The sequence below is a fragment of the Phreatobacter sp. AB_2022a genome, from assembly GCF_026847585.1.
In the GTDB taxonomy this organism is placed as follows: Bacteria; Pseudomonadota; Alphaproteobacteria; order Rhizobiales; family Phreatobacteraceae; genus Phreatobacter.
In genome coordinates this window covers 66,643-85,315 of record NZ_JAPSET010000029.1, presented here as the reverse complement: position 1 = coordinate 85,315, position 18,673 = coordinate 66,643, and the positions used below count along the sequence as shown (strand labels likewise).

Here is an 18,673-nt window from a genome sequence, read left to right as displayed (position 1 = left end):
GCATGGAGATCGGCGGTCTCGCCGGCCTGAACGAGGCCGAGATGGCGCTCCGGCAGGATCAGGCTCGCCTCGCGCGGCAGGGCGCCGAACACGGTGAGGCCGATGCGGCGCATGCCGTCCTCGACGAGCTTGCGGTGCCGGGCGCTCGCCACCTTGTTGAGGATGACGCCGGCAACGGTCAGGCGCGGGTCGTAGCCGACGCAGCCGAGCGCCACCGCCGCCGCCGACTGCGCCTGGCCGGAAACATCGATGACCAACACCACCGGCCAGCCGCAGCGCGCGGCGATGTCGGCGCTGGCGCCGGTATGCCCCTGCGGTCCGCGGACGCCGTCGAACAGGCCCATCGAGCCTTCGGCGATCACCAGGTCGCTGCCGTCCAGCGCATCCGCGGCAAGGCGCGCGACGAGCCCGTCCGACATGGCGAAACTGTCGAGATTGCAGCTCGGCGCGCCGGTCGCGGCGGCATGGAAGGCCGGATCGATGTAGTCCGGCCCGCATTTGATGCCGCGTACGGTGAGGCCGCGCGCCGCAAGCGCCCGCTGCAGGCCGAGCGTGATCGTGGTCTTGCCGGAACCGGAACGGGGGGCGGCGATGAGCAGGCCCCGTGCTCCCTCGGCTGGGCGGACGGCGCTCATGCCTGGACCTCGGGCGCGATCAGGAAGCTTGCGATCGCCGCGCGCAGCGGCGCGATGGCGCCGATCGCAATGATGGCCGGCGAGCGGATCCGGCCGGCGGCGCCGAGTCCGGGGAGCGCGCCGAGCGTCGTCTCGATCACCGCCTCGGCCGGCGTTGTCGCGCCATGCACGGCGATGACCGCCGTGTCCGGCGCAAGGCCGCCCCGGCCGAGCGCCGCCGCGATCGGCTCGAGATTGGCCACCGCCATGTAGAGCACGATCGGCTGGCCGGTACGGGCGAGGCTTGCCCAATCGAGGCTCTTGTCCTCGGCAAGGTGGCCGGTCGCCAGGATCACCGCGTGGTTGGAATCGCGCGAGGTGGCGGGAATGCCGTGCAAGGCGAGACTGCCGAGCCCGCTGGACACGCCGGGCACGATGCGGAAGCGGATGCCGGCCTCGGCCAGCGCCAGCGCCTCCTCGTGGCCGCGGCCGAAAATGAAGGGGTCGCCGCCCTTCAGGCGCAGCACCCGGCGGCCGGCGCGGGCATGGGTGACGAGCAGTTCGCTGATATCGGCCTGGCGCGGCGAGGGCCGGTGGCCACGCTTGCCGGCATTTTCGAGGATGGCGTCCGGCCGCGCGAGGCCGAGCACGCGCGGGTCGATCAGCGCGTCGTGCACGACGACGTCCGCCGCCTGCAGCGCATGGGCCGCGGTCAGTGTCATCAGGCCCGGATCGCCCGGGCCGGCGCCCACCAGCCAGACGGTACCGGCCTCGAAGACGGGAAGAAAGGACGCGGGCACGTTCATGCCACCGGCTCCCCGCCGTCGCGCGGCCGGAAACGCCGGTCGTAACCGCGCGAATAGAGCGCGCTCTCACGGAAATCCTCGGCGGCGAGGGCCGGCCCGACCAGGATCAGCGCGGTGCGCTCCAGGCCGGCTTCGGCAACCTTGACCGCGATGTCGCCGAGCGTGCCGACCAGGACGCGTTCATCCGGCCAGGACGCCCGGAACACCACGGCGACCGGACAGTCGGTGCCATAGGCGGGCGTCAGCTCGGCCACCACCTTGTCGATGACATGGATCGAGAGGTGAATGGCCAGCGTCGCCCCCGTCGCGGCAAAGGCCGGAAGGGTTTCGCGCGGCGGCATGGAGGAGGCGCGACCGCTGGTGCGGGTGAGCACCACCGACTGGGCGACCTCGGGCAAGGTCAGCTCGCGGCGCAGCAGCGCGGCGGCAGCCGAGAAGGCCGGCACGCCCGGCGTCACCGTATAGGCGATGCCGGCTGCGTCGAGGCGGCGCATCTGCTCGCCGACCGCGCTCCAGATCGACAGGTCGCCGGAATGAAGGCGCGCGACATCGTCGCCACGGGCTTCGGCCGCCGCGATCTCGGCCATGATGCCGTCGAGGTCGAGCGGCGCGGTATCGACGATGCGGGCGCCCGGCGGACACCAGCCGAGCACCGCCTTGGGGATCAGCGATCCCGCATAGAGGCAGACCGGACATTGTTCGATCAGCGTCCGGCCGCGCACGGTGATGAGGTCGGCGGCGCCGGGACCGGCGCCGATGAAATGAACGGTCATGATCTGTTTCCGGAGGCGAGGGCGCAGGTGACCCGGCCGAGAACGATGCGGGGCAGGGCGAGGCGGGCTGCGGGGCCGGCAGCCGCCAGGGCGGCGGCCTCGGCCACCGAACCGACACCGAACAGCGCCACCACCCGCGTCGAGCGGGTGGCGCAGCCGGCATCCTCGCCGCGCAGGGCCTCGTCGGGAATGCCGACGAGCGGCAGGCCGAGCCCTTGCGCAAAGGCGACGAGTCCCGGTTCGCCGGCCCGCGCGGCGGTCGTCGCGATCCGGTCGACCGCGCCCAGGTCGAGATCGAGCCGGCCGAGCGCCGCCTGGACGCAGGCGGCGATCTCGTCGCGCCCTGTCGCCGGCCGCAGGCCAAGTCCGACGCTGATCTTGCCGACGCTGATCTTGCCGACCGCAGTGGTTTGGCCCGTCATGGCTTCACCACCCGCCATTGCGTCACCGGCATGGCCTGGCGCCAGCCGTGCAGCCCGCCGACCGGGTCGAGGCGGGCGATGGAAAGGCGGCGCATGGTGCCACCATGGGCGGCGAACAGCCCGGCAAGGCGCGCCTCGCCCTCCAGCGTGACCGCGTTGGCGACCAGCCGGCCGCCGGCCGCCAGCGCCGCCCAGGCCGCCTCGAACAGGCCGGCATCGCCGATGCCGCCGCCGATGAAGACTGCATCCGGCCGGGGCAGGCCGCCGAGGGCGGCCGGGGCCTCGCCTTCGACAACCACGAGGTCGGGCACGCCGACGGCCAGCGCATTGGCGCGGATGCGTGCCGCGCGATCCGGCCGCGCCTCGACCGCGTGAGCACGGGTGGCCTGGTGGCGCAGGCACCATTCGATGCCGATCGAGCCCGAACCCGCGCCGATGTCCCAGAGCACCTCGCCGCGCCGGGGTGCGAGCGCCGCCAGCGTCACGGCGCGGATCTCGGCCTTGGTGAGTTGGCCGTCATGGGCGAACCAGTCGTCGTCGAGACCGGGGCTGAGCGGCACGATGCGCGCGCCGGGGCCGGCCTTCACGCTCAGGGCGATGATGTTGAGCGGATCGATATCGGCGAGGTCGAACCCGTCGGCCGCCGCCTCGCACCGCCGCTCGCGCGGGCCGCCGAGGGCTTCCAGGACGGCGAGGCGCGAACCGCCGAGGCCACGCGCCGCCAGCAGGGCGGCGAGCCTCGCCGGCGTCGAGCCGTCCCACGAGAGAGCCAGGATCCGCGCGCCCGGCTGGAGCTGCGGAATGATGCGTTCGAGCGCCCGGCCGTGAAGCGAAACCAGCGCGCAGTCCTGCAGGGCCCAGCCGAGCCGGGCGGCGGCGAGGCTGAAGGCGGAGGGCTGTGGCAGCACCTCCATCTCCGCCACCGCAACATGGGCGCCGAGGGTCGTGCCGATGCCGTAGTGGAACGGATCGCCCGATGCGAGCACGCAGACCGGCCTGCCGCGACGGGCCAGAATGGCCGGGAAGGCGTCCTGGATCGGGCTCGGCCAGGCGAGCGTCGCCTGGTCCGGCCGGAGCGGCGCGACGAGGCCGAGGTGGCGCGCACCGCCGACGACGAGCTCCGCCGCGTCGAGCGCCGCCAGGGCCCGCGCCGAAAGCCCGGCCCGGCCGTCCTCGCCAAGGCCGACAATGCTCAGCCAGGCCTTGCCCGCCCCGCTCGACAGAACCTTCGCATTCGGCAACAAGTCAGCCATGACGATCCTGATCCTCGGCGGCACGACGGAAGCGGCTGAACTCGCACGGCACCTGGCCGAGCGCCATCCCGGCATCGCCGCCGAGATCTCGCTCGCCGGCCGCACCAGCACGCCGAAACCGCTCGCCGTGCCGACCCGGACCGGCGGCTTCGGCGGCGCGGCCGGCCTCGCGGCCTATCTGACCGGCCGTGGAATTGCGGCGGTCGTCGACGCGACGCATCCCTTCGCCGCGGTCATGCCCTTCAACGCCGCCGCGGCCTGCCGGGCGGCCGGCGTGCCGCTGCTGGCGCTGCGCCGGCCCGCCTGGATCGCCAAGCCCGGCGATCGCTGGAACCTGGTCGCGACCATGGCCGCCGCGGCCGACGCGCTCGGCAGCGAGCCGCGCCGGGTGTTTCTGACCATCGGCCGGCAGGAGCTCGGCGCCTTCGCGACGCGGCCGCAGCATGCCTATCTCGTCCGCAGCATCGAACCGATCGGCGACGTCCTGGACGGCCTTGCCGTGACGGCGATCGAGGCGCGGGGCCCCTTCACCGACGCGGAGGAGGTCGCGCTGATGCGCGCCCACCGCATCGAGATTCTCGTGAGCAAGAATGCCGGCGGCAGCCAGACCCGTGCGAAACTCGCCGCCGCACGCAGCCTCGGGCTCACCGTGGTCATGGTCCAGCGGCCGGCCAAACCGCCCGTCGAGACGGTGGCGGCCATCGATGCGGCGGTGGCCTGGCTCAGCCATCACGGTCTCGTCCCGACCGATCGCGGCGTATAGACGAAGGCCTCGCCGCTCTCGCGCGCCACCAGCCGGGTGGTCGAGGCGCCGATCAGCACCAGGGTTGCCATGTCGGCACCGGCAGCGGCGGCGGCCGCGCTGGCTGCGGTCAGGATGCGCACGGCTTCGTCGGCACGGCCGACGGCGCGCGCAAACACCACCGGCGTCGCAGCCGGCCGTGCCGCCGCGACACGTTTCAGGGCTTCGCCGAGCTGCCAGGGCCGCGCCCTTGAGATCGGATTGTAGAGCGCGATGACGAAATCGGCCGAAAGCGCGGCGTCCAGCCGGTGGAGGATGACCTCCCAGGGCTTGAGATTGTCGGACAGGGACATGGCGCAGAAATCGCCGCCGAGCGGCGCCCCGATCCGCGCGGCCGCCGCCAGCATGGCGGTGATCCCGGGCTCGACATGGATGCCGACGTCGCGCCACCTGGCCGGATCGGTCTCGTAGGCCTCGAACAGCGCCGCCGCCATGGCGAAGACGCCGGGATCGCCGCCCGAGACCACCGCAACCCGTGCCCCGCCTGCGGCAAGGTCGAGCGCCGCGCGGGCCCGGTCGACCTCGACCCGGTTGTCGGACGGATGCCGGCGCTGCCCGGACTGTGCCGGCACCCGGTCGACATAGGGGCCGTAGCCGACGATGTCGGTGGCCGCGGCGAGCGCCGCCGCGGCGGCCGGCGTCAGATAGCGCGGATCGCCGGGGCCGAGCCCGATGACGCTGACCGTGCCCGCCGTCACAGCCGCCGTCCTTCGCCAGGCACGAGGATCATGGAGAAATAGGGCGCCTCGTCGTCGGTCTTGGCGGCGAGCGGCAGAATGACCTGGTCGGCCATGCTGGCGCGCTCGACATAGATCGCCCGCTCGACGAGGCCGGCGGAGGCGAGCGCGCGCCGGACCTTCGGAAAGTTGCGGCCGATCTTCATGATGACCGCCGCGTCGGTATCGCCGAGCCGGCGCGCGAGTTCGGCCTCGGGCAGGGTGCCGGGCAGGACGCTCAGGACGTCGTCACCCCAGGTCATGGGCGCGGCGGCGAGCGTCCAGGCGCCGGACATGCCGGTGATCCCCGGCACCACCTCGAAGGCATAGCGTGGCGCGAGCCGCCGCCAGAGATGCATCAGCGAGCCGTAGAAGAACGGATCGCCCTCGCACAGAATGGCGACACAGCGCCCCGCCTCCACCTCGGCCGCGACCCGGGCGGCCGATTCAGCGTAGAACTCGGCCATCGGAGCGACATAGGCGGGATCGGCGACCGGCGCTTCCGTCGTCACCGGATAGACGAGCGCGATCTCGCGGGCCGGATCCGGGCCGACCAGCCGGTCGGCGATGGTGCGGGCATTGCCGCGCTGGCCCTTCTTGCAGAAATGAACCAGGCGATCGGCGCGACCGAGAATGTCGCGCGCCTTGACTGTGACATAGGCCGGATCGCCGGGCCCGAGCCCGACGCCGTAGAGCGCGGCGGTATCAGACATGACCACGCATCACTCCTGGGCGCTCGCGAGCGCGTTGACCGCGGCCGCGGCCATGGCCGAGCCGCCGCGCCGGCCGTGCACGACGAGATGGGGCACGCGCCGGTCGGCGGCCAGCGCCGCCTTGGATTCGGCGGCGCCGATGAACCCGACGGGAATGCCGATCACCGCTGCCGGCAGGGGCGCGCCGGCGTCGAACATTTCCAGCAGGCGGAACAGCGATGTCGGGGCATTGCCGATCACCACGACGCTGCCCGAAAGCTGTTCGCGCCAGAGCTCCATGGCGGCCGCCGAGCGCGTGGTGCCGGCGGCGCGCGCCATGTCCGCGACGCGCGGATCGTCGAGCGTGCAGATGACGGCGTTGTGCGCCGGCAGGCGCGCACGGGTGATGCCGAAGGCGACCATCTTGGCATCGCACAGGATGGGCGCGCCCGCCTTCAGCGCCGCCTCGGCAGCTCCGGCGAAGTCGGAGGACATGTCGACGTCGCCGGGCAGGTCGGTCATGCCGCAGGCATGGATCATCCGCACCACGACGCGCTCGGCCGCACCCTCGAAGCGGGCAAGATCGGCCTCGGCGCGGATCATCGCGAAGGAGCGCGCATAGATCTCGGCGCCGTCACGCAGATAGGATTGGCGGTCTGCCGCCTCGGCGGTCGTCACGATGACGAAACTCCTGGAACAAGGGCATCGATCCCGCCGGGCCGGGCGAGGAGCGACACGAGGCCGGCGGCATCGAGCCGCGCGACCGGCCGGCCGCCGGCGGTGCCGGAGAGAACGATCTGATAGGCCCCCTCATGCCCGACCAGGGTGAGGTCGGCAATCCCCGCGCCGGCACATCCCTTTGCACAACCCGATACGTGCACGGTCAGGCCGTCCGCGATCCGGGCCGCCGCGGCGGCGGCAAAGCGCGCCGCGTCGGCTTGCGCCGGCGCCTCGCCGCGGCTGCACGCCGGAGCGCCGGGGCAGGCGCGCACGACGAGGCGGGGGGCGACGGTGCGGGGGATGAAGCCGGCCGCCGCGATCCCGGCGGAGACCCGCTCCCGCCGTGCCAGGCCGGTCATGGCGAAACCGCGCCAGGGCGCAAGGCCGAACCCATCGGCACCCGCCGTTTCCGCAAGTCCGGCAAGGACTTCCAGACCATCGGCGTCGCAGCGACCGAACGGGGCGCCGAACAGGAGCGCCGAAGTGCCTGCGCGGTCCCGCACCAGGCCGGCGCGCGCAGCGGCCGGCCGCCAGGGCGGCGCTGCCGCCCGCCGGCCGCCGAACCGCGCAAGTGTTCCTTCCAGCGCGCCGCGTGGAACATCGGAAAGCCGCCGCACCGCGGCCGGGCTTGCCCGGCGCCCTTCGACCGCCAGCCGCAGCAGGCCTGCGACCAGGGCGGGCACCACGTCCAGGCGCACCGGCCCGAACCAGGCCCCGCCGGCGAGGCCGACCAGCACCTCCTCCGGCGCAGCGGCGCGCAGGCGCAGTTCCGCAACCTCGCCGTCGAGCGGCAAGGCGCCGCCCCCATCGACCAGCACGGCGATCTTGGGTGGCAGGCCGGCGAGCCCCGGACGCAGAGCCTCGATGGCGGCGGCAAGGGCGGCCGCGTCGAACATCTCGGCCGGATCGCGCCCGGCGAGCGGCGAGACGATCGTCAGGCGATAGGGCCCATCGGTCTCGTCAGGCGCGACCAGACCGGCGGTCACGAGGCCTTCGGCCAGGGCCGGGTGGCTCTCGGCGCTCACGCCGCGGATCTGCAGATTGCCGCGGCCCGTCAAGTCGATCAGGCCATTGCCGGTATCGCGCGACAGCCTGGCGATGCATCTCATATCGGCGATGGTGAGGCGTCCGCCCGGCGGGTGCAGACGGACGAGCAGGCCGTCGCCGGTCGCCATCGGCCTCAGGGCGCCCGGGCACCAGCCGCGGACGAGCGCGGTCGGACGGGCGGCGGTCATGGCGCAGCCTCGGTGGCGTCGAGCAGCGCCGCCGCCGAATTCAGGCGGCTCGTCCAAAGCCCCCGGCGGCGCGCTTCGGCGAAACGCGCGAGGATTGCCCGGTAGGCCGCGGGATTGGCCTCGCGCAGCCGCGCCGCCGTGGTGTCGTCGCCGAGATAGGCCTGGAACACCGCGTCGAACAGGCCGTCGGGCACGTCGGGCGTGGTCGCCGCGTAGACGAACAGGCTGTCGACGGCCTCGGCGAGTTCGGCCGCGCCGCGCCAGCCGTGGCGCAACTGGCCGTCGATCCAGCGCGGATGGACGAGCCGGGCATGGACGATGCGCGCGAGATCCTCGCCGAGCGTCCGCGGTTTCGGCCGTTCCGGTACGGAGGTGTCGAGGCTGTAGGCGCGCGGACGGGCACCGAGGCTCGCCGCCGCCGCGACGAAGCCGCCGATGCCGTCCGCCGCGCTCGATGCCTCCAGGATGTCGCGGCCTGCGACGTCGCTGACATGGATGAAGGCGTCGGCGGCCGCGATCCGCGCCGCAAAGCCCGGATCGGGCGCACCGGCGGCTTCTGCGCCGCCGAAGGCGTGGCTCGAAGCGTCGAGATAGGCTGCGCCGAGCTGCGCGGCCTCCTGCCAGACGCCGTCGAGCGCGAGCCCGCCGGCCCCCGCGCCGAACCGGCCGGGAGCGGCGCCGAAAATGCGTGCACCGTGCGCGCCACGCCGGCGCGCCGCGGCCGGCTCGTTCCAGGCATCCTCCTCGTCGAGCAGGGCGACGGCGCGCGCGGCGGCGTCGAGCAAGGTGATCTGTTCGGGAAAGGTGTCGCGGAACGCGCCCGAGACGCGCAGGGTCACGTCGACACGCGGATGGTCGAGCCGGGCGAGCGGCAGGACGGTGAAGCCGGTGACGCGGGTCGAGACCGGATGCCAGACCGGCTCCACCCCCATCAGCGCCAGGGCATGGGCAATGTCCTCGCCGCCGGAGCGCAATGTCGGCGATGCCCAGAGATCCATGACCACGCGGCGCGGCCAGTCGCCCTCGTCCTGCAGGTGGCGGTCGAGCACGGCCCGCGCCGCCGCGGCGCCGAGGCGGCTGGCCGCGCGGGTCGGAATGGCGCGCGGATCGAGCGTTGCGAGATTGCGGCCGGTCGGCAGCACGTCGGGCCGGCCGCGATGCGGCGAGCCGGCCGGACCGGGCGTCACGAACCGCCCGCCGAGGGCCCGGACGAGGTTGTGCCGTTCGCTGGCCGCCGAGGCAGGATCGTCGGGCGCCTCGCCGAAGACGTGCAGACCATCGCGGAAACTCGTCTCGGCGAGATCGCAGAGATGGGCGTCGAGGGCGGTCAGCGCCGCGGTCATGTCCTGGTCGGCGGTGACGCCGCAGGCCGCTGCGAGCCCCGATGCCTCGGCGCGCGTGCGGATTTCCCCGGCCACCAATGCCGCGCGGCGCGGATCCATCACCTCGGCCGCGCCATATTCCTCGACGAGGTCGCGGAGCAGGGCGCTCTCGCCGTGCAGGCCGCTCGGCGCAAGGTTCGGCGGCAGGTGGCCGAGCGTCACCGCGCCAAGCCGGCGCTTGGCCGGCGCGGCCTCGCCGGGATCGTCGACCACATAGGGATAGATGACCGGCAGAGCGCCGGTGGCGATCCGCGGCCAGCAGGCTTCCGACAGGGCGACGGCCTTTCCGGGCAGCCATTCGGTCGTGCCATGCGTACCGAGATGGATGAGCGCATCGATGCCGGCCACCGCCTTCAGGCCGCAATAGAAGGCGAGGTAGCCGTGCCCCGGCGGGCGATCAGGGTCGTGATAGCCGCCCTTGCGGTCAGGACCGGCATCGCGCGCCGGCTGCAGCGCGACGATCAGCCCGTCCAGGATCAGCGCGCGATACCGGAACGCGCCATCCGCAAAGGCCGGATCGGTCTCCGGCGCGCCATGCGCCGCCAGAAGCGCATCGCGTGCGGCGGCCGGAATTTGCGCGAGAAAATTCTCGTAAAGGCCTGCCGGAACGGCAAAAGTGGTTTCGCCCTCGGTGAGCGCCGGCATGATCAGCGCGGCCGGCGGACACTCACCGACCCGGTAGCCGGTTCCGGCGAGCAGGCGGTGGATGGCGACGACGCTCGCCGGCGTGTCGAGGCCGACGGCGAAGCCCGCCCGGCCGCCGCGCGCGGGATAGTCCGAGAGCACCAGGGCGAGCCGGCGCTCGCCGGCCGGTTTTGCGGCCAGCGCCACCCAGGCGGCCGCGAGTTCCGCAAGACCGGCGAGGCCCTGCGCGTCGGCGACCATGCGGCGCGTGACGAGGCCGGTCGCGGCATCGCCCGTTTCCTGCTTGAAGCCGATCGCCGCACCGGCCAGCCGGCCGTCGAATTCCGGCAGGGCCACCTGCATGGCGAGATCGACCGCGGACAGCCCGCGCGGCGAGGCGAGCCAGGCGTCGCGCGGACTGCCCACGGGAATCGCCTGCAGGATCGGGCAATCGGCGGCGTCGAGCACGAAATCGGCGCCGTCGCGCGCGGAAAAGGCAGTGGTCGTCACGATGATCGCCGGCCGGCGTCGGCGGATCAGGCTCCGCAGCGGTCCGCTCGCCGCCTCGTCCTTGAGGCTCGTGAGGGCGAGGACGACAGGAGCGAGGCCGCGCCCGAAAAGGGCGTCGGCGAGGCCCGCGGCGAGATCGGTATCATCGGCCGCGATGCTTGCCCGGTAGACGAGAACCAGCGCGAGCGGGCGATCCGCCGGCGCAGCGGCCAGTTCCTCAGCGGCGTCGGCCACCCCGGACCGTGCGTTCCAGCCGAACAGCGCCGGCAGGGGGCATGGTGGCTCCGCCGCCGCGCCGGCTCCGCCGGGCGAAAGATGAGAGGCGATCCGGCCGAGCAGGCGGCGCATATTGTCGACGCCGCCCGCCGCGAAATAGGCGGCGAGGTCGCGCTGCAATCCGGCATCGACCGTGCCATGGGCCGCGAGCCGTTCGTCCGGGCGCTCGTCGCCAGGCAGGACCGCCAGCGGAATCCTGGCCTCCCGGCAGATCGCCGCCACCTGGTCGAGCCCATAGGGCCAGTAGTCGCGCCCGCCGAGGCAACGCAGCAGCACGAAGCGCGAGCGCGAAACGGTCTTCTCGACATAGAGGTCGACGGAGAGCGGATGTTTCAGCCGCCTGAGGCTGGCCAGCCTGACGTCGAGCGCCTGGCCGGCCGCCGCGGCCGACAGCGCGGCAAGATCGCTGTCGGCGAAGGACAGCACCACCACGTCGCCGGGCGCCTGGTCGAGATCGACCGCCTGGTCGGTCTCGTCGAGCGTCACGGTGCTGGCGGGCAGGATATGCATGAGCGGTCAGCCGGCGAGCGCTTCTTCGACGGCATCGCGGTCGAACCCCTTGAGGCCGATCGCGACGATCCGTCCGGCGCGGGTCTCGCCCGGCGCCCAGGCGCGGTCGTAGTGATGGGCGATGCGCTGTCCGACGCCCTGGACGACCAGGCGCATCGGCTTGTCGCCGACCGCAGCAAAGCCCTTGAGCCGCAGCACGCCTGCCGCCTCGGCAGCCTGGGCGACGCGCGCCGCCAGGACCTCGGGCGAGGCGACCGCGGCCACCGGGAAGGAGTGGCTCTCGAAATCGTCGTGATCGTGATCGGCTTCGGTCTCGTGATGCGAAGGGCGGGCGGCGAGGTCGGCCTCGGCCGCCGCGCCGAGGCCGACTACCAGCGCCGGCTCGACCTTGCCATGCGCGGTCTCGACGATCTTGATCGCCTTCGGCAGATGTTCCTCGATCTCGGCGCGCACCCGGGCGCGCGTCGGCGCGTCGATCGCATCCGCCTTGTTGAGCAGGATCAGATCAGCGCAGAGGATCTGGTCCTCGAACACTTCCTCGAGCGGGTTGTCGTGATCGACCGCGCCGTCATCCTGGCGCTGGGCGGCAAGGGCCGCGGGGTCGTCGGCGAAGCGGCCTTCCGCAACCGCCGGGCCATCGACCACCGCAATGACGCCGTCAACGGTGACACGGCTGCGGATGGCCGGCCAATTGAACGCGCTGACCAGCGGCTTCGGCAAGGCGAGGCCGGATGTCTCGATGAGGATATGGTCCGGCGGGTTCGCCCGGCCGAGCAGCTTTTCCAGCGCCGGCACGAAATCGTCGGCCACCGTGCAGCAGATGCAGCCGTTCGGCAGCTCGACGATGTCTTCGGCAGTGCAGCCGGCGATGCCGCAGCCCTCGATGAACGAACCGTCGAACCCGATGTCGCCGAATTCATTGACGAGAACCGCAATCCTGCGGCCGTCATTGTTCTCGAGCAGGTGCCGGACGAGCGTGGTCTTGCCGGCGCCGAGAAAGCCGGTGACGATGGTGCAGGGGACTTTGGCGAGCGAGGCCTTGGCAGGCGCCGAGCCGGTGGACGAGCTGGTCATGGAAGATCCCGGGATCCTGGACAAATGGATGGCGGCAGCGGCGAATTCAGCAAGGCCGGCATGGCGCATCGGGCGGGGAGGCAGAAAAAGCAGTCGGTCTCGTCACGGCACGCTCCGTCAGGCAGCCGGCCTCAGCCGGAAACGCTCCCAAGGACGAAGCCGGGCCTGTCGGCCCGAACCGGTTGCCATCGAAACACCCCGCTCGATGGGCCCATGAGAAGCACTGGTGACGGCAGGTCTCCTGGCTCGCGGGTCTAAACCTTCCGCCGCCTTCCCGGGACGCGCCCAGTGGCCTCTGGCTTCGGTTCGCCGCTTACAGTTGCGGGGGCAGCCGTGGTTTTCCACCACGTTCCCTTTTCACCTCATCGAAGAGGCACCGTCGAGTTTTAGCACTACCGGCCCGCGCCGTGATTTGCAATGAGTGCGCGCCTCACTCCATCGGCCGAACCCCGGGATCCCATGACGCGTTCCACCCGATCCGTGACCCTGGTGCTGGGCGGCGCGCGTTCCGGCAAGAGCCGCCATGCCGAAGCGCTGATCGCGGCCCGGCCGGCGCCCTGGCGCTATGTCGCCACGGCGCAGGCCTATGACGACGAGATGCGGGCGCGGATCGCCGAGCACCGGGCGCGGCGCGGCGCCGGCTGGCAGACCGTCGATGCCCCGCGCGACCTTGCCGGCGCGCTCGGCGCTGCGCCCGCCGGCACGCCGGTGCTCGTCGATTGCCTGACCCTCTGGCTGACCAACCTGCTCCTCGCCGAGGCCGACCTGCCGGTGGAGCGGGCGAGGCTGGTTGCCGCGGTCCAGGCCTTCGACGGCCCGCTGATCCTGGTCTCGAACGAGGTCGGGCTCGGCATCGTGCCCGACAATGCGCTGGCACGACGCTTCCGTGACGAGGCCGGGCGGCTCCACCAGGAGCTTGCGGCAGTCGCCGACCACGTGATCTTCATGGTTGCCGGACTGCCGATGACCGTGAAATGACGACGAAACCGGGCCGCCGGTGGCGGCGCGGCTGCCGATGACCGGGACATGAGGATGATGATGACGGACGAGACCGACGAGGCCACGCGCCACCGCGCCAAGATGGCGAAACGCAAGGCGGTGCAGGATGCCGAGGTCGCCTCGAAGACCATCGAGAAGGGCCTCGTCATCGTCAATACCGGCCCGGGCAAGGGCAAGTCGACCGCCGCCTTCGGCCTGATTCTGCGCGCGCTCGGCCATGGCTGGCGCGTCGGGGTCGTGCAGTTCATCAAGGGCGCCTGGTCGACCGGCGAGCGGGAGGCGCTGACCGCCTTCGGCGACCGCATCTCCTGGCATTCGATGGGCGAGGGCTTCACCTGGGAGACCCAGGACAAGGCGCGCGATATCGCCGCCGCGGAGCGTGCCTTCGCCAAGGCGCGCGAACTGATGGCCGACGAGACGATCGGCCTCGTCGTCCTCGACGAGCTCAACATTGCGCTCCGCTACGACTATCTGCCGCTGGCCGAGGTCCTCGCCGCGCTCCGGACGCGACGGGAGGGCCTGCACGTCGTCATTACCGGCCGCAACGCCAAGCCCGAACTGATCGAGATGGCCGATCTCGTCACCGAAATGGCCCTGGTGAAGCATCATTTCGCGCAAGGCGTGAAGGCGCAGGCAGGAATCGAGTTCTGACAGAGCGGCGGCAGGACCGCCCGGCGTGCCTGCGGCACGACGACGGCGACGCCGCCCCGAGGGAGTATCGCGGCATGCGCGCACGGGCACTGATGATCCAGGGCACCGGCTCCGACGTCGGCAAGTCGCTCGTCGTCGCGGGCCTTGCGCGGCTCTTCGCCCGGCGCGGCCTCAAGGTCCGGCCGTTCAAGCCGCAGAACATGTCCAACAATGCGGCCGTCACCGCCGACGGCGGCGAAATCGGCCGCGCCCAGGCGCTGCAGGCGCGCGCGGCCTTCGTCGCGCCGAGCGTGCACATGAACCCCGTCCTCCTGAAGCCGCAGAGCGAGATCGGCGCGCAGGTCATCGTGCAGGGCAGGCGGGTCGGCACGGCCAAGGCCCGCGAGTTCCAGGACTGGAAACCCCGTCTCATGGAGGCGGTTCTGGCATCCTACAGCCGCCTTGCCGACGAGGCCGATCTGATGCTGGTGGAAGGGGCCGGTTCGGCCTCGGAGGTCAATCTGCGCGCCGGCGACATCGCCAATATGGGCTTTGCCCGCGCCACCGGCACGCCCGTCGTGCTGGTCGGCGACATCGACCGCGGCGGCGTCATTGCGAGCCTCGTCGGCACGCGCGCGGTGATCGACCCGGCCGACGCGGCGATGATCCGGGGCTTCATCGTCAACCGGTTCCGCGGCGATCCGACGCTGTTCGCCGATGGCATGGCCTTCGTCGCGGACCGGACCGGCTGGCCCCCGATCGGCCTGGTGCCGCATTTCGCCGAAGCCGGGCTGCTGCCCGCCGAGGACATTATGGGTCTGCGCCAGGGGCCAGGCGCGACCGCGGGCGTGCCGGTCGTGGCGGTGCCGGTCATGCCGCGCATCGCCAATTTCGACGATCTCGACCCGCTCCGCGCCGAAGCCGGCGTCGCGGTTCGCCTGGTCGAGCCGGGCAGCCCGCTGCCCGCCGAAGCGGTGCTGGTCCTCCTGCCGGGCTCGAAGACGACGATCGACGATCTCGCCTTCCTGCGCCGCCAGGGCTGGGACATCGACCTTGCCGGCCATGTCCGGCGCGGTGGCCGGGTGCTGGGCCTGTGCGGCGGCTACCAGATGCTCGGGCGCTCCATCGCCGATCCGCATGGCATCGAAGGCCCGGTGCAGACGGTCGCCGGGCTCGGGCTCCTCGACGTCGAGACGGTCCTGACGCCGGACAAGAACCTGACGCGCGTCACCGGGGCAACCATCGCCGGCGGCCATCCCTTCGATGGCTACGAAATGCATCTCGGCGTGACCACCGGACCGGATACGGCGCGCCCCTTCGCGCGGCTCGCCGATGGGCGCACCGATGGTGCGACATCGGCCGACGGCCGGATTGTCGGCACCTATGTCCATGGGCTTTTCGCCGGTGACCGTCAGCGCCGCGCCTGGCTCGGCGGGCTGGGGGCCGCGACCAGCGATCTCGCCTACGACGCCCTCGTCGAGGACGTGCTCGACCGTTTCGCCGCCCATCTCGGCAGCCATCTCGACATTGACCGGCTGTGGGCGATCGCCGGCGAGAAGCCCTAGAGGCTGGCCGCGGCAACGGCTGTGGACGCGATCAGCGCCCAGAGCAGGATGCAGGCCCGGCGGTAGAGTGCGAGGGCTCGACGGATATCGGCGGCGGTCGCCTCGGCGCGGCCGTCGCCCATCCAGCGGTCGTCGATCCGCGCCTCGCCATAGACGCGGGGGCCGGCGAGCCGCAGGCCGAGCGCGCCGGCCATGGCCGCCTCCGGCCAGCCGGCATTGGGGGACTTGTGATGGCGGGCATCACGCCGGATCGCGCCGAGCGCCCGCGACGCGGCGGCCCGGTCCTCGAAGGCCGCCGCCGCGACGATCAGCAGGGCGGTGAGACGCGAGGCCGGCAGGTTGACGAGGTCGTCGAGCCGGGCCGCTGCCCAGCCGAAAGCTTCATGGCGGGGCGTGCGGTGGCCGATCATCGAATCGGCCGTATTGATCGCCTTGTAGAGCGCCGCGCCCGGCAGGCCGAACAGGCCGAGCCAGAAGGCCGGAGCGGTCACGCCGTCGGAGAAGTTTTCGGCAAGGCTTTCGATCGCCGCCCGCGACACGCCCGCCATGTCGAGGCTTTGCGGATTGCGGCCGACGATCATGGCAACGGCCTCGCGTCCGGCCGCGAGCCCGCCGGTCTCCAAGGCCGCCGCGACATCGGCGACATGGTCGTGAAGGCTGCGCTGGGCGAGGAGGCTGGAGGCGACGACACCGAGCAGCACGAAGCCCGGAAGGCCGAGCCAGCCTGACACCGCGACGATGGCCACCGATACGGCGAGCGTCGCACCGATCAGCAGCGCCACGGCCAGGATGCCGGCACGCCTGCGCTCGGCGAAAGCCCGGCCCTCCAGGTTCAGCCGCCGGTCGAACAGAGCGATCAGCCGCCCGATCCAGGTGACGGGATGGCCGATCGCCGCGTAGAGAGAGCCCGGATAGCCGACCGCCGCTTCGATCGCGAGGGCGAGGCAGGCGAGAACGAGTGGCGAGAATTCGGACATGGCGATGCATCAGGCAATCTGGCATGGCGGCGACATCGGGACGGCAAGGACGCTGTTTCCCGACGCGCCCGAGCCCTGGATCGATCTCTCGACCGGGATCAATCCCTATTCCTATCCATTGCCCGACATTCCCGCCAGCGCCTGGCAGCGCCTGCCTGCCTGCGCCGAAGAGACGGCGCTGGTCGATGCCGCCCGTGCAGCCTATCGCGTGCCGGCCCGCGCGGGCATCGTTGCCGCGCCGGGCACGCAGATCCTCATCGAGCTGCTGCCGCTGCTCGCCCCGGGCGCCACGCGCGTCGCGGTGGTCGGGCCGACCTATGGCGAACATGCGAGGACCTGGCGCAAGGCGGGGCATGCGGTCGAGGAGATCGCCGAACCCGCCGCGGCCGACGCCGCGCAGGTGGTGGTGCTCGTCAATCCCAACAATCCGGACGGGCGCATCGTGCCGCCCGCGCGGCTCGCCGCGCTCGGCCAGGACATCGCCGCACGTGGCGGCCTGCTCGTCGTCGACGAGGCTTTTGCCGACTTCGATGGGGACGCAAGCCTTGTCCCGTTCCTGCCGCCGGCGACCGTCATCCTGCGCTCGTTCGGCAAGACCTACGGCCTTGCCGGAGTGCGTCTGGGCTTTGCCATTGCCGAACCGACCCTTGCGCAGGTCCTGGCCGACCGGCTCGGCCCCTGGGCGGTTGCCGGGCCGGCGCTGCATGTCGGCGCCCGCGCGCTCGGCGATCCGGACTGGCTTCGGACCGCCGCACGCGACCGGGCCGCGGATGCCGCCCGGCTCGACGGCCTGCTCGGCCGGGCCGGCCGCGTTGCCGGCGGCACGTCGCTGTTCCGCCTCCTGGAGACGGCGGAGGCCCCGGCGTTGTTCGACCGGCTCGGCCGGGCCGGGATCTATGTCAGGCGCTTCCAGGACCAGCCGCACCGGCTTCGCTTCGGGCTGCCGGCCGGCGAAACGGCCTGGGCACGGCTCGACGCTGCGCTGCAGGTCAACAGACCGTAGCGGGTCGCGCCGCCTCGGCCCGCCGAAGTGCCGGCAGAACCTCGGCCGCGAACAGCTCCATACCGGCGAGGGCCGCGGTGTTGTCGAGCACGCCATTGCCGTTGAAGACGCAGCGCAGCGCGCCGATACCGGTGGCTTCACGGAGCCTGATGATCGCGGCATGGCAGGCTTCGGGGTCGCCGTGGATGACCTGGTCGCGCAGCACGGCCTCGCGGTCGAGCGCCGGCACACCGCTCGGCGCGATGCCACGCGCCGCGGCAAAGGCCAGCCGGCGCCGATGGAGCCGCGGCAGGAGGTCGTCGACCCGCGCCACCGCCTCGGCCCGCGTCGCTCCGATGCAGACATAGCGCGACAGCGACGAACCGGCGAGGGCGCCCGTCCTGCCGGCGCGGGCCAGCTCGTCGCGGTAGATGGCAAGCTGGCGCGCCTCCGGCGGCTCCAGGCTGAGCAGCAGCGGCAGGTCCTGCGCCACCGCGAAGCGCAGCGTTTCCGCCGTCGATCCGGCGACATAGAGGGGCGGATGCGGCTGCTGCACGGGCGGCGGCCCCACCGGCACGTCCGAAAAGCGCCAGGGGCCGTCGGCGGCGCTCGCCTTCCCCTGGCTCAGGGCTGCGCGAAGCACGCCAAAGGCGGCTTCGAACCGCTCCCGGGCCGTGCCGTGATCGATGCCGAGCACGGCAAAGGTTTCCGGGTCGGTGCCACGGCCGATGCCGATGTCGAGCCGTCCGGCGCTTTGAAAATCGAGCTGGGCGAGCTGTTCGGCAAGCGCCAGGGGGTGATGCAGCGGCAGGACGAGCACGGAAGTGCCGATCCTCAGCCTTTCCGTCCGTGCGAACAGCGCCGCGGCCAGCAGCAGCGTCGAGGGATAGGGCAGGCGTTCGCGGAAATGGAACTCGGCGAACCAGACGCCGTCGAAACCAAGGCGGTCCGCGCGCTCGAACAGCGACAGGAAGGCCTGATGGTCGCCCAGCGTCGCCTCGCGCGTCCAGCCGGCCAGATCGATGCGCATCGCCGTCCTCTCGAGGCTCCACGGCCCAAGGAAAGCGCGTCCTTAGCTTCAATTGCCCCGGCTGGCTATCCGGCCTGCCGC

18 protein-coding genes and 1 riboswitch are annotated in these 18,673 nt (G+C 72.3%); of the genes, 5 read left to right on the top strand and 13 right to left on the bottom strand.

Annotated features, from left to right (window positions below; genetic code table 11):
• The 5 genes from OZ671_RS20395 to cbiE all read right to left on the bottom strand — a co-directional run.
• A partial coding sequence (locus tag OZ671_RS20395) for a cobyrinate a,c-diamide synthase (RefSeq protein ID WP_268862456.1) occupies positions 1–635 on the bottom strand: 635 nt, incomplete at its 3' end.
• Entirely contained in the window at positions 632–1,420 is a 789-nt protein-coding gene (gene cobA / locus OZ671_RS20390) for a uroporphyrinogen-III C-methyltransferase (RefSeq protein ID WP_268862455.1), read from the bottom strand. The genes OZ671_RS20395 and cobA, both read right to left, overlap by 4 nt.
• Positions 1,417–2,193, bottom strand: a complete 777-nt coding sequence (cobM, locus tag OZ671_RS20385; RefSeq protein ID WP_268862454.1) for a precorrin-4 C(11)-methyltransferase — start codon at positions 2,191–2,193, stop codon at positions 1,417–1,419. Before cobM ends, cobA begins: the two co-directional genes overlap by 4 nt.
• Positions 2,190–2,615 carry a cobalamin biosynthesis protein gene (locus tag OZ671_RS20380; protein WP_268862453.1) on the bottom strand — a complete coding sequence of 142 codons (426 nt, stop codon included), beginning with the start codon at positions 2,613–2,615 and terminating at the stop codon, positions 2,190–2,192. The genes cobM and OZ671_RS20380 overlap by 4 nt, the downstream gene beginning before the upstream one ends.
• Complete coding sequence (cbiE, locus tag OZ671_RS20375; protein WP_268862452.1) at positions 2,612–3,868, bottom strand: precorrin-6y C5,15-methyltransferase (decarboxylating) subunit CbiE; 1,257 nt, start codon at positions 3,866–3,868, stop codon at positions 2,612–2,614. The genes OZ671_RS20380 and cbiE overlap by 4 nt, the downstream gene beginning before the upstream one ends.
• Here cbiE and OZ671_RS20370 point away from each other — a divergent pair.
• Positions 3,867–4,631 (top strand): cobalt-precorrin-6A reductase, encoded by a 765-nt coding sequence (locus tag OZ671_RS20370; protein ID WP_268862451.1) that lies wholly within the window; start codon positions 3,867–3,869, stop codon positions 4,629–4,631. The two genes, cbiE and OZ671_RS20370, sit on opposite strands and share 2 nt — an antisense overlap.
• Here OZ671_RS20370 and cobJ read toward each other — a convergent pair.
• Genes cobJ through cobW form a run of 6 tightly spaced genes read right to left on the bottom strand, consistent with a single transcriptional unit; the run spans position 4,598 to position 12,409 of the window.
• Positions 4,598–5,368 carry a precorrin-3B C(17)-methyltransferase gene (cobJ, locus tag OZ671_RS20365; protein ID WP_268862450.1) on the bottom strand — a complete coding sequence of 257 codons (771 nt, stop codon included), beginning with the start codon at positions 5,366–5,368 and terminating at the stop codon, positions 4,598–4,600. The genes OZ671_RS20370 and cobJ overlap by 34 nt on opposite strands.
• Positions 5,365–6,099 carry a precorrin-2 C(20)-methyltransferase gene (locus OZ671_RS20360; RefSeq protein WP_268862449.1) on the bottom strand — a complete coding sequence of 245 codons (735 nt, stop codon included), beginning with the start codon at positions 6,097–6,099 and terminating at the stop codon, positions 5,365–5,367. The genes cobJ and OZ671_RS20360 overlap by 4 nt, the downstream gene beginning before the upstream one ends.
• 9 nt (positions 6,100–6,108) lie before the next feature.
• Positions 6,109–6,756, bottom strand: coding sequence for a precorrin-8X methylmutase (locus OZ671_RS20355; protein ID WP_268862448.1), 648 nt, complete (start codon positions 6,754–6,756; stop codon positions 6,109–6,111).
• Entirely contained in the window at positions 6,753–8,033 is a 1,281-nt protein-coding gene (gene cobG / locus OZ671_RS20350) for a precorrin-3B synthase (protein ID WP_268862447.1), read from the bottom strand. Before cobG ends, OZ671_RS20355 begins: the two co-directional genes overlap by 4 nt.
• Positions 8,030–11,335, bottom strand: coding sequence for a cobaltochelatase subunit CobN (gene cobN / locus OZ671_RS20345; RefSeq protein ID WP_268862446.1), 3,306 nt, complete (start codon positions 11,333–11,335; stop codon positions 8,030–8,032). The genes cobG and cobN overlap by 4 nt, the downstream gene beginning before the upstream one ends.
• A gap of 6 nt (positions 11,336–11,341) precedes the next feature.
• Positions 11,342–12,409, bottom strand: coding sequence for a cobalamin biosynthesis protein CobW (cobW, locus tag OZ671_RS20340; protein ID WP_268862445.1), 1,068 nt, complete (start codon positions 12,407–12,409; stop codon positions 11,342–11,344).
• A gap of 214 nt (positions 12,410–12,623) precedes the next feature.
• Positions 12,624–12,803, bottom strand: a riboswitch (cobalamin riboswitch).
• Positions 12,804–12,868: 65 nt separating this feature from the next.
• Between cobW and cobU the strand changes: the two genes are divergently transcribed.
• The 3 genes from cobU to OZ671_RS20325 all read left to right on the top strand — a co-directional run bounded on the left by cobU (position 12,869) and on the right by OZ671_RS20325 (position 15,603).
• The gene (cobU, locus tag OZ671_RS20335) at positions 12,869–13,387 is read left to right on the top strand and encodes a bifunctional adenosylcobinamide kinase/adenosylcobinamide-phosphate guanylyltransferase (protein ID WP_268862444.1); all 519 of its coding nucleotides are present in this window, start codon (positions 12,869–12,871) and stop codon (positions 13,385–13,387) included.
• 60 nt (positions 13,388–13,447) lie between these two features.
• Positions 13,448–14,059, top strand: a complete 612-nt coding sequence (cobO, locus tag OZ671_RS20330; protein WP_268862443.1) for a cob(I)yrinic acid a,c-diamide adenosyltransferase — start codon at positions 13,448–13,450, stop codon at positions 14,057–14,059.
• A gap of 74 nt (positions 14,060–14,133) precedes the next feature.
• Positions 14,134–15,603, top strand: a complete 1,470-nt coding sequence (locus OZ671_RS20325) for a cobyric acid synthase (protein WP_268862442.1) — start codon at positions 14,134–14,136, stop codon at positions 15,601–15,603.
• Here OZ671_RS20325 and cbiB read toward each other — a convergent pair.
• Positions 15,600–16,580 (bottom strand): adenosylcobinamide-phosphate synthase CbiB, encoded by a 981-nt coding sequence (gene cbiB / locus OZ671_RS20320; RefSeq protein WP_268862441.1) that lies wholly within the window; start codon positions 16,578–16,580, stop codon positions 15,600–15,602. The genes OZ671_RS20325 and cbiB overlap by 4 nt on opposite strands.
• Between cbiB and cobD the strand changes: the two genes are divergently transcribed.
• Entirely contained in the window at positions 16,579–17,583 is a 1,005-nt protein-coding gene (cobD, locus tag OZ671_RS20315) for a threonine-phosphate decarboxylase CobD (RefSeq protein WP_268862440.1), read from the top strand. The two genes, cbiB and cobD, sit on opposite strands and share 2 nt — an antisense overlap.
• Here cobD and OZ671_RS20310 read toward each other — a convergent pair.
• Entirely contained in the window at positions 17,570–18,592 is a 1,023-nt protein-coding gene (locus tag OZ671_RS20310) for an LLM class flavin-dependent oxidoreductase (protein WP_268862439.1), read from the bottom strand. The two genes, cobD and OZ671_RS20310, sit on opposite strands and share 14 nt — an antisense overlap.
• Between the last annotated feature and the right edge of the window lie 81 nt (positions 18,593–18,673).